7 protein-coding genes, 1 rRNA gene and 1 pseudogene are annotated in these 8,443 nt (G+C 63.6%); 5 read left to right on the top strand and 4 right to left on the bottom strand.

Annotation, left to right across the window (positions count from 1 at the left end):
- Positions 1-157 precede the first annotated feature (157 nt).
- Positions 158-274: ribosomal RNA gene (gene rrf, locus B5G28_RS13640) — 5S ribosomal RNA — on the top strand.
- Between the two features lie 196 nt (positions 275-470).
- On the opposite strand, the gene B5G28_RS13635 is transcribed toward rrf, so the two are convergent.
- Positions 471-2,339, bottom strand: a complete 1,869-nt coding sequence (locus tag B5G28_RS13635; RefSeq protein ID WP_087249688.1) for a penicillin-binding transpeptidase domain-containing protein — start codon at positions 2,337-2,339, stop codon at positions 471-473.
- A gap of 103 nt (positions 2,340-2,442) precedes the next feature.
- On the opposite strand from B5G28_RS13635, the gene B5G28_RS13630 reads away from it, so the two are divergent.
- From B5G28_RS13630 to B5G28_RS13615, 4 genes are all read left to right on the top strand, one after another.
- Positions 2,443-3,600 carry a putative peptidoglycan glycosyltransferase FtsW gene (locus B5G28_RS13630; RefSeq protein WP_242962217.1) on the top strand — a complete coding sequence of 386 codons (1,158 nt, stop codon included), beginning with the start codon at positions 2,443-2,445 and terminating at the stop codon, positions 3,598-3,600.
- A 134-nt stretch (positions 3,601-3,734) separates the two neighbouring features.
- Positions 3,735-4,982: a UDP-N-acetylglucosamine 1-carboxyvinyltransferase gene (murA, locus tag B5G28_RS13625; protein WP_087249686.1), complete on the top strand. Its 1,248-nt coding sequence runs from the start codon at positions 3,735-3,737 to the stop codon at positions 4,980-4,982.
- A 188-nt stretch (positions 4,983-5,170) separates the two neighbouring features.
- Entirely contained in the window at positions 5,171-6,343 is a 1,173-nt protein-coding gene (gene ftsZ, locus B5G28_RS13620) for a cell division protein FtsZ (protein ID WP_087249684.1), read from the top strand.
- Positions 6,344-6,378: 35 nt separating this feature from the next.
- Positions 6,379-7,137 (top strand): hypothetical protein, encoded by a 759-nt coding sequence (locus tag B5G28_RS13615; RefSeq protein ID WP_143405383.1) that lies wholly within the window; start codon positions 6,379-6,381, stop codon positions 7,135-7,137.
- Positions 7,138-7,314: 177 nt separating this feature from the next.
- Here B5G28_RS13615 and B5G28_RS13610 read toward each other — a convergent pair whose 3' ends face one another.
- The 3 genes and pseudogenes from B5G28_RS13610 to B5G28_RS14745 all read right to left on the bottom strand — a co-directional run.
- On the bottom strand, positions 7,315-7,896 hold the full coding sequence (locus B5G28_RS13610; RefSeq protein WP_087249680.1) for a hydrolase: 582 nt from the start codon (positions 7,894-7,896) through the stop codon (positions 7,315-7,317).
- Between the two features lies 1 nt (position 7,897).
- Positions 7,898-8,155, bottom strand: a complete 258-nt coding sequence (locus B5G28_RS13605) for a PC4/YdbC family ssDNA-binding protein (protein ID WP_087249678.1) — start codon at positions 8,153-8,155, stop codon at positions 7,898-7,900.
- Positions 8,156-8,255: 100 nt separating this feature from the next.
- A pseudogene (locus tag B5G28_RS14745) lies at positions 8,256-8,443 on the bottom strand (hypothetical protein); the annotation flags it as partial.

The following is an 8,443-nucleotide window of genomic DNA, read 5'->3' as shown; positions in this document are numbered from 1 at the left end:
GAGCGATCCATTCAGCAAGAGTGTACTAATAGATCGAGGGCTTGACCAGGTTGAAAGCACTTGTACTCTGATTGCAAACGCAGATTATTATTCAGTTCTGAAGGCACGTCCTTCTAAAAGAGAATAGAGAGATTGTTCAGACGCAAAACTCTGAACAGCCGGTGTCGATGACGGTGAGGTCCCACCTGTTCCCATTCCGAACACAGAAGTTAAGCTCACTTGTGCCGAAGATAGTTGGCTGGACACGGCCTGTGAAAATAGGTAGGTGCCGGCTTCTCTACAAAACCCCTGAGGATAAATCCTCGGGGGTTTTCTCTTGTTGTTTTTTTCACACGGAAGAAGCTGCGGAAAAGAAATAAAAGGACAAATTCGGGCACAAATAAAATAGACCGCCGGCAGGAAATCGGACGGAAAAATTCAATAAAAAGGTCCCCGCTTTTCCGTGACAGGAGAGGCGGGGACCTGCTGTTTTATTCGCCGGTAAAGCTGTCGCCGTCCGGGGGCAGCTCGGCGGTGGTCTCTGCGGATTCGGGAACCGCTGTGCGGGGCACGCCGCGATAGACCAGGGCCTGTTCCAGTACTTCGGCGCAGACCGGGGCCGCAATGGTGCCGCCGGCAGTGGTCCAGCTGTGGGGCTCGTCAATGCAGATCAGACAGAGCATCTGGGGATCGTTGATGGGGGCCACTGCCACAAAAGAGGCGATGCGGGCTTTGGGGTCGTCGCTGTCCAGCTTTTGGCTGGTACCGCTCTTGCCGCCCACCCGGTACCCTGCAATCTGGGCATTCTGGCCGCCGCCGCTGGTGACCACGGCCTCCATCATCTGGCACATAATGGCTGAGGTCTCGGGCTTGATGACCTGGCGGGTGCAGTTGGGCTGGGTTTGGCTCACGACAGAACCGTCGGCGCTGCGGATTTCCGATACCACATAGGGCCGCATCAGCCGCCCGCCGTTGACAATGGCGGCCACCGCTGCCGCCATCCCGATGTAGCTCACCTTGCTGCTCTGGCCGAAGGAACAGGAGGCCAGCTCCACAGGGCCCATCCGGTCGGCGGTGTAATAGAGGCTTTTGGTGGGTTCTGCGGGCAGATCAATGCCGGTGGCGCCCCGCAGTCCGAAGGCGGCAAAATAGTCGCAGAAGGCCTCTTTTCCCAGACGGGCGCCAATTTGGATGAAACTCTGGTTGCAGGAGTTCATTAGGGCTTCGGTGACGGTCTGGACTCCGTGCCGCCGCCGGTTGGCGCAGTGAAACCGTGTCCCGGATACCGAGATGGATTCCCCGCAGACAAAGGTGTCGGTGGGGGCGATGGCGCCTGCGTCCAGGGCCGCCGCGCAGGTGATGAGCTTGAAGACGCTGCCCGGCTCGTACAGGTCGCTGACCGCTTTGTTGCGCCATTGGGTCTGCTGGGCCAGCTGCAGGGCGGCGCTGCGCTCCTCGCCGGTGAGGGCGTCCACAGCGGCCCGGGCGGTGTCGTCGTAGATGATCCGGGGCTGGTTGGGATCGTAGGCGGGGGTGGTGGCCATGGCCAGCACGGCCCCCGTGTTGACGTCCAGAACGATCCCCACCCCGCGGGCGGCGGCGCTGTGCTCCTGCACCGCGTAGCCCAGGGCGTTTTCCAGATAGCGCTGGATGTTGGAGTCAATGGTCAGCACCAGTGAATCCCCCTCCACAGGGGGCTGCTCCACGGCATAGCTCTGTTCCAGGGTGTAGCCCCAGGCGTTCACCGCCGTCAGAACCAGGCCGTTTTCCCCGGTGAGAACCTGGTCGTATTCCAGCTCCAGCCCCGAAACGCCGGCGTTGTCCACGTTGGTAAAACCCAGCACCGAGGCCAAAAATGTCCCCTCAGGATACCAGCGCTTGGTGTCCTGGTTGATGCGGATGCCGGTGACTCCGTTGTCCTCGCAGAAGGTCCGGACGGCGTCGGCGGTGTCCCGGTCCACACGGTACCGCAAAAGGCAGTCGTTGGAGGAGCGGTCGCTGAATTTTTCCAGTAAATCCGCCGCATCCAGGTCCAGAATGTGGCCCAGAGACTGGGCGGCCAGCTCCAGTTTGTCCTCCGGCATCTCCCGGGGAGAGGCCCGCAGGGTCCAGCAGCTGGCGTTGGAAGCCAGCACCATCCCGTCGGCGCTGTAGATTTTGCCCCGGTCGGCGGGGACCACCGTGTCCTGCAGCTGCTGGCCCAAGGCCCGCTGGGTGTACCAGTCCTCGCTGACCAGTTGGAGCCAGGCCAGCCGTGCGGCCAGGCCGGTGAAACAGATGGCGCAGAATACCCCCGCCACCAACCGGGCCCGCAGGCGGAAACTGCGGTCGGGCAGGCTGCGCTCTTGGGGCTGCGGCATAAAAATCCCCCCTTTTCCCTCTACTATATGCGGCGCATTGCCGCCGGCATGACTAAGCCGGGGCGGCTCTGCGTACAATATCCTGGAAGGGAGGCGGTGCGCTTTGGCAGAAGATGCAACGGCACGGTGGAACCCCACGGCCTTGGCCAAGCGGCGGGGACTGACAACCTCATATCCTCTGGACCTGCCGTTTCTGGTGCTGGTGCTGACTCTGGTAGGGTTCGGGCTGGTGATGCTGTTCAGCGCCAGCTATGCAGTGGCCCTCTACCGGCGCGGGGATGCCTATGCCTACATCCGGCCCCAGCTGCTGTATGCGGCGCTGGGCCTGATCGCCATGTGGCTGGCCAGCCGGGTGGATTACCATATCTATCACAAGCTGGCCTGGCCGGTGCTGGGGGTGTCCCTGGTGCTGCTGGTGCTGGTTTTGTTCATGCCGGAATACAACGGCTGCAAGCGCTGGCTGGTGATCCCCGGGGTGGGAACATTACAGCCCAGCGAAATCGCAAAGTTCGCGGTGGTGCTGGCTTTTTCCCATATTATTTCCCTCAATGCCAGCCGAATGAAAAGCTTTTCGGTGGGGGTGCTGCCCTTTGGCCTGGTGCTGGGGATGGTGGCGGTATTGATGCTGCTGGAACCCCACCTGTCGGGCACCCTGCTGATTCTGGGCATTGGGGCGGTGCTGATGTTTGTGGGCGGCACCGGGATGAAATGGTTTATCCTGGCGGGGGCCGGGGCGGTGGGCGCCGTGGGCGCGGCAGTGGCCGTCATGCCCGACCTGGTGCCCTATGCCGCCAGCCGTCTGGCCTCCTGGCTGGACCCCTTTGCCGACCCGCTGGGGGATGGCCATCAGACCATTCAAAGCCTGTATGCCATCGGCTCGGGCGGGGCCACCGGCCTGGGTCTGGGCAACAGCCGCCAGAAACATATGTTTGTGCCGGAACCCCAGAACGACTTTATCTTTTCCATTGTCTGCGAGGAGCTGGGCTTTGTGGGGGCGCTGGCGGTGGTGACCCTCTTTGTTCTTTTGCTGCTGCGGGGCATCACCCTGGCCGTCCACGCCCCCGACCGGTTCGGCGGTCTGCTGGTGGTGGGCTTTGTAGTCCAGGTGACCATGCAGGCGGCTCTGAACATTGCGGTGGTCACCAACACCATCCCCAACACCGGCATCAGCCTTCCCTTTTTCTCCTCCGGCGGCACCAGTCTGATGATGCTTCTGGGGGAGATGGGGATTGTCCTGTCGGTGTCCCGGCAGGAGAGTTAGAAGGCGACTTTTTTGGACAAATTCCGCGGGTAATTCCCCCGGTGGTTTTCCGGGATACAATCGAGGCTCTTTTCTCACACCAAACCCCCGTTTTGCATACCGTAGGGTATCTTTTGCGAAACGGGGGTATTCTTATGGGCAGAACGATGACGGTGCAGGGCGGGCGCTCTTTGTATGGGACGGTGGAGGTTCCTGCGGCCAAGAACAGCGTGCTGCCTTTGCTGGCGGCCAGCCTCCTGTGCGGCGGGCCGGTGCGGCTGGAACAGGTGCCGCGGCTGTCGGATGTGGAGGACTGTCTGGGCATCCTGCGGGCGGTGGGCTGCGGGGCAGCCTGGGAGGGGGAGGACGTGGTGGTCAGCGGCCCGCCCTCCTGCTGCCGGATGCCTCTGGCCGAGACGGCCCGGATGCGGGCGTCGGTGCTGTTTGCAGCGCCCCTGCTGGCCCGGCTGGGCCGGGTAGAGACGGCTCTGCCCGGCGGCTGCCGGATCGGAGCCCGGCCGGTGGATTGGCACCTGGCGGCCCTGGAACAGATGGGGGCTCAGATTACCCAGGCGGGGGACCGACTGGTGCTGACCGCCCCCTGGGGGCTGCGGGGAACCGAAATCTGTCTGCCGGGGCCCAGCGTGGGGGCCACCGAGACGGTGCTGCTGGCGGGATGCACCGCCCGGGGCGAGACCATCCTGCACGGCGCGGCCAGAGAACCGGAAATTTGTGATCTGGCGCAGTTTTTGAACCGGTGCGGCGGAAAAGTCCAGGGGGCCGGCACCGACGAAATCCACATTCAGGGGGTGGGGGCGCTCCATGGGGCGACCTACCGCCCTATGCCCGACCGGATCTGTGCCTCCACCCTGGCCTGCGCCGTGGCGGCGGCCCGGGGCTGGATTACCATTGCCGGGTGCAGCCCCTCCCTCTATGGGCCGGTGCTGGATGTGCTGGAGCAGGCAGGCTGCACCGTCAGCCGCACCGCCGGCAGCGCCACGGTGGGCCGGATGGGCAGCCTGCAGGGAGCCGGCCGCCTGGTCACCGGGGGATACCCGGCCCTGGCCACCGACGCCGCGCCCCTGGTGGCGGCGGCCCTGCTCTTTGGGGAGGGAACCACCGTCCTGGAGGACCGAGTGTTTGAGGCCCGTTTCGGCTGTGCCGAGGGCTTTGCGGCCATGGGGGCCCAGGTGAAAGTGGAAGGCCGGACGCTGCGGATTCGGGGCGGGCGGCCTCTCCGGGGAGCGGCGGTCACCGCCTGCGATCTGCGGGGCGGGGCGGCCCTGGTGGTGGCGGCTCTGGGGGCGCAGGGCAAAACCAGGATCGCCGGGTGCGAATATATCGCCCGGGGTTATGCCTCTCTGGGGGAAATGCTGACCGGTTTGGGGGCACGAATTGAGTAGGAAATACGGATGGGAAGAAACAAATTCCAAAAAAGCGCCTTGAAAAGAAAAAAACAACTTGCAATCAAGGCCAAAAGATGATAGGATAAACTTGTGTAACTCACGAGAGTTTTATCTGTGCGGCTGGGGACAACAGGACCAGGGCTTGGCGGCACGGTGACCATATTGCCTGACGGAGGAACAAAACTATGGCTTTGATGCTTGACGAAGAATTGGACGAAAACGTTACCACGATTAAAGTGGTAGGCGTGGGCGGCGGCGGCGGCAACGCCGTGAACCGGATGGTGGCCGACGGTCTACAGGGCGTGGAGTTCATCGCGCTCAACACCGACCAGCAGGCCCTGACCAAGAACCATGCCACGGTGAAGGTGCAGCTGGGCTCCAAGCTGACCAAGGGCCGTGGTGCGGGTGCAGATCCCGAGGTGGGCCAGCGCGCCGCCGAGGAGAGCAAGGACGAGATCGCCAATGTGCTCAAGGGGGCACAGATGGTGTTTATCACCGCCGGCATGGGCGGCGGCACCGGCACCGGTGCAGCCCCCGTGGTGGCTGAGGTTGCCCATGATCTGGGCATCCTGACGGTGGGCATTGTCACCAAGCCCTTTGCCTTTGAGGGCAAGCGGAAGATGGGCCTGGCTGAGCAGGGCATCGCCAATCTGCTGATGCACGTGGACAGCCTGATCGTCATCCCCAACGAGCGCCTGAAGATGATCAGCCAGGAGAAGATCACCCTGATGAACGCCTTCCAGGCCGCCGACAATGTGCTGCGCCAGGGCGTCGAGTCCATCTCGGCCCTGATCAACGTGCCCGCCTTCATTAACCTGGACTTCGCGGACGTCCGCTCCATCATGAAGGACGCCGGCTACGCCCACATGGGCACCGGCAGCGCCAAGGGCGCCGGCAAGGCAGAGAATGCCGCCAAGGCCGCCGTCAGCAGCCCGCTGCTGGAGACCAGCATTGCAGGCGCCCACGGCGTCATCATCAACATCACTTCCAGCCCCGACATCGGCCTGGAGGACATCGAGACGGCCGCAGGCCTCATCACCCAGAGTGCACACCCCGATGCCAACATCATTTGGGGTACTGCGTTTGATGAAAACCTGTCGGATGAGATGCGGATCACCGTGGTGGCCACCGGTTTTGAAAACCGGACCGGCGACGCTCTGCGCTCGGCTCTGGACAGCGCCAGCGCCGGCTCTGCTGCGTCCAGCGCGGCTTCTTCTTCCACCACCAGCAGCGGCGCCGTCTTCAACGCCGACGGCACGGCTCCCGGCTCTGCCAAGCCCGCCCCCGCTGTGGAGGAGGAGAACACCGACAACCGGTACTACGATGAGTTGCTGGCCATCCTGAACAAGCGCAAGTAAACACATCGGACAACGACACGTAAAGGGAAGCGGCTATGACGGAGGAGATGCTTCGGCTTTTGGCGGTGCAGAACCGCGAGAAGGAGAATCTTCTTTTGTGCATTGACCGCGCCTGGGGAATTTGTGCCCGGCAGGCCCGCCAGGCCCGCCGCAGGCTGCGCCGTTTGGAGGGGGTGCTGGCTTTGACGACCGAAGAGATCAAACTACAGCCGGACGCATCCGTGCCGGCGGCGGAAGAACCCAGACCGGGCGAGACCCAGCTGGAGGCCCTGAGCCGCCGGCTGGCCGCCGCCCAGCAGGAGATCCGGCAGTACGAGACCAAGCTCTTTGCCTGTGACCGGGCGATCCTGGCCCTGAAAAAGGAAAACGCCGAGCTGACCGCCCTGTGCAACAAGGCGCGGGAGCTGGGCTTTGTCCCGGAGGAAGAGGAGAACACCGGTCCCTTCTGGCCCGACGGCCTGGGCCCGGCCCCCAGCGAGGAGCGCCCAGCGGCAGAGGAGGAGCCGGCCGAACCGGCTGCCTTCGATGAGCCGGAGGACGAGCCCGCCTGGCTTGCGTCGCCCATGGAACTGCTGGAGCCCCCCGAGCCCCGCAAGGCCCCGGTGATGCTTCCCCCCGAGCCGGAGGAAGAACCCCGGGAAGCGGCGGCCCCTGCGGCCGAGCAGCCGCCGGTCCGCAGGCGCGGCCCGCTGGACGACATGACCTCTCAGGTTCTGGGCCAGCTGGATCTGCTGATGCAGAAGGAACATATCCCTCTCAAGCAGTCCGCCTATCTGCGGGGAAAGATGGATTGACCCCGCCCCATTCGAATCCCAAAGCCCTGCCGGACCCCGGCGGGGCTTTTCTTTTGCGCCGATACCCGGCCTCAAAACCGGAAAAACCCCATTTCCGCCCCGAACAGGGGAAGAAATGGGGTTTTGTGCTGTGTTGGGAGTGACGCGGGCGAACCGTCCGCCGCCCCGGCCAAAGCGTCACCGGACGCTGCTGGTGCGGTGCTCCATCAGGTAGGTGGCCGTCAGATCGGCGATGTGGAGCTTGATGGCCAGGGGGTAGCGGTCGTAGGCCTCCGAGATGGCAAAGCTGCCGCCCCGGGCCGAGTCGTCAAAACCGCCCATGTGCCAGCGGATGGCCACCGCCTCCTCGGTCTTGAGCCGCATGAACCGCTCGATGAGAAAGACGCTCTTTTCGCCGTGGCCGTAGGGGAACTGGTCTTCCACCGTGTAGTAAGGGACCTTTTCCCACTGGCCGGTGGCATCGTTCTTGACGTTGCGGGAGGAGACTTTGTAGTAGTTGGCCTTGCACAGGTCGTGGAGCAGGGCGCAGATGGCAAAGCTCTCCTCGCTCTCGCCCTCCTGGAAAAAGCTGTCGTGAAGGGCGTGGTAGACGTTGAGGCTGTGCATGCACAAGCCCCCTTCACAGGCGCCGTGGAACCGGGTGGAGGCCGGGCAGGTGAAAAAGTCGGTGTTGTTGTCCATCCAGTCCAGCAGGCGCTCGGCCCCCGGCCGGGTCACGTGCTGGCGGAAGAGGGACAGGAATTCTTCCCGCTGGGTCATGTTATTCCTCCGGCAGCTCGGGCTCGTCGGGGACGGTGATCTCCTCCATATCCTCCAGGATGCCCTTCAGGATGCCCATTTCCTCGGCGCTGAGGGAAATGCCCTTGCCCATCCGGGTGCCGTCCGGGGACCAGTCCCGGATGTCGTATTTGGGCTCGCCGTCGTTCCAGCTGATGAGGTTGAGCTGGCGCTCCCAGCCCCGGGGCCGCTGGGACAGGACTGCGATCTTCTGGATGATGTCGTACTTGATTTCTGCCATTTTGCCATTACCTGCTTTCTTTCAAATGGTGTTCGTATTAACCATAATAAAGGAAGCGGGCCCGGATTGCAACGGGTTACGCAAAAATTTTTCAGGTGGGTCAGCCGTAGGGGGCTTCCTGCCGCCAGCGGACCAGGTCCCGGACGGTGTCCTCGTTCTCCAGGGTGGGGATGGGGGAGTCAGGCTCCCGCCCGCCGGAGCCATAGGTGGCCATCACGCCGGGGGTGTCCCCCGCCAGAAAGCCGGCGGCGTTTTTCTGGCGGCAGGGGGCGGGGGTTCCGTCGGTGG

The sequence above is a fragment of the Faecalibacterium sp. An77 genome (assembly GCF_002161315.1).
Taxonomy (GTDB): Bacteria; Bacillota; Clostridia; order Oscillospirales; family Ruminococcaceae; genus Faecalibacterium.
Note: the sequence above shows the minus strand (reverse complement) of the source record. Positions and strands in the feature narration are given on the sequence as shown.

Excerpts from the sequence above, each read along its gene's own strand:
- B5G28_RS13635 (WP_087249688.1), bottom strand. The coding sequence starts at position 2,339 with ATGCCGCAGCCCCAAGAGCGCAGCCTGCCCGACCGCAGTTTCCGCCTG.
- murA (WP_087249686.1), top strand. The coding sequence starts at position 3,735 with ATGGGCAGAACGATGACGGTGCAGGGCGGGCGCTCTTTGTATGGGACG.
- ftsZ (WP_087249684.1), top strand. The coding sequence starts at position 5,171 with ATGGCTTTGATGCTTGACGAAGAATTGGACGAAAACGTTACCACGATT.
- B5G28_RS13615 (WP_143405383.1), top strand. The coding sequence starts at position 6,379 with ATGACGGAGGAGATGCTTCGGCTTTTGGCGGTGCAGAACCGCGAGAAG.
- B5G28_RS13610 (WP_087249680.1), bottom strand. The coding sequence starts at position 7,896 with ATGACCCAGCGGGAAGAATTCCTGTCCCTCTTCCGCCAGCACGTGACC.
- B5G28_RS13605 (WP_087249678.1), bottom strand. The coding sequence starts at position 8,155 with ATGGCAGAAATCAAGTACGACATCATCCAGAAGATCGCAGTCCTGTCC.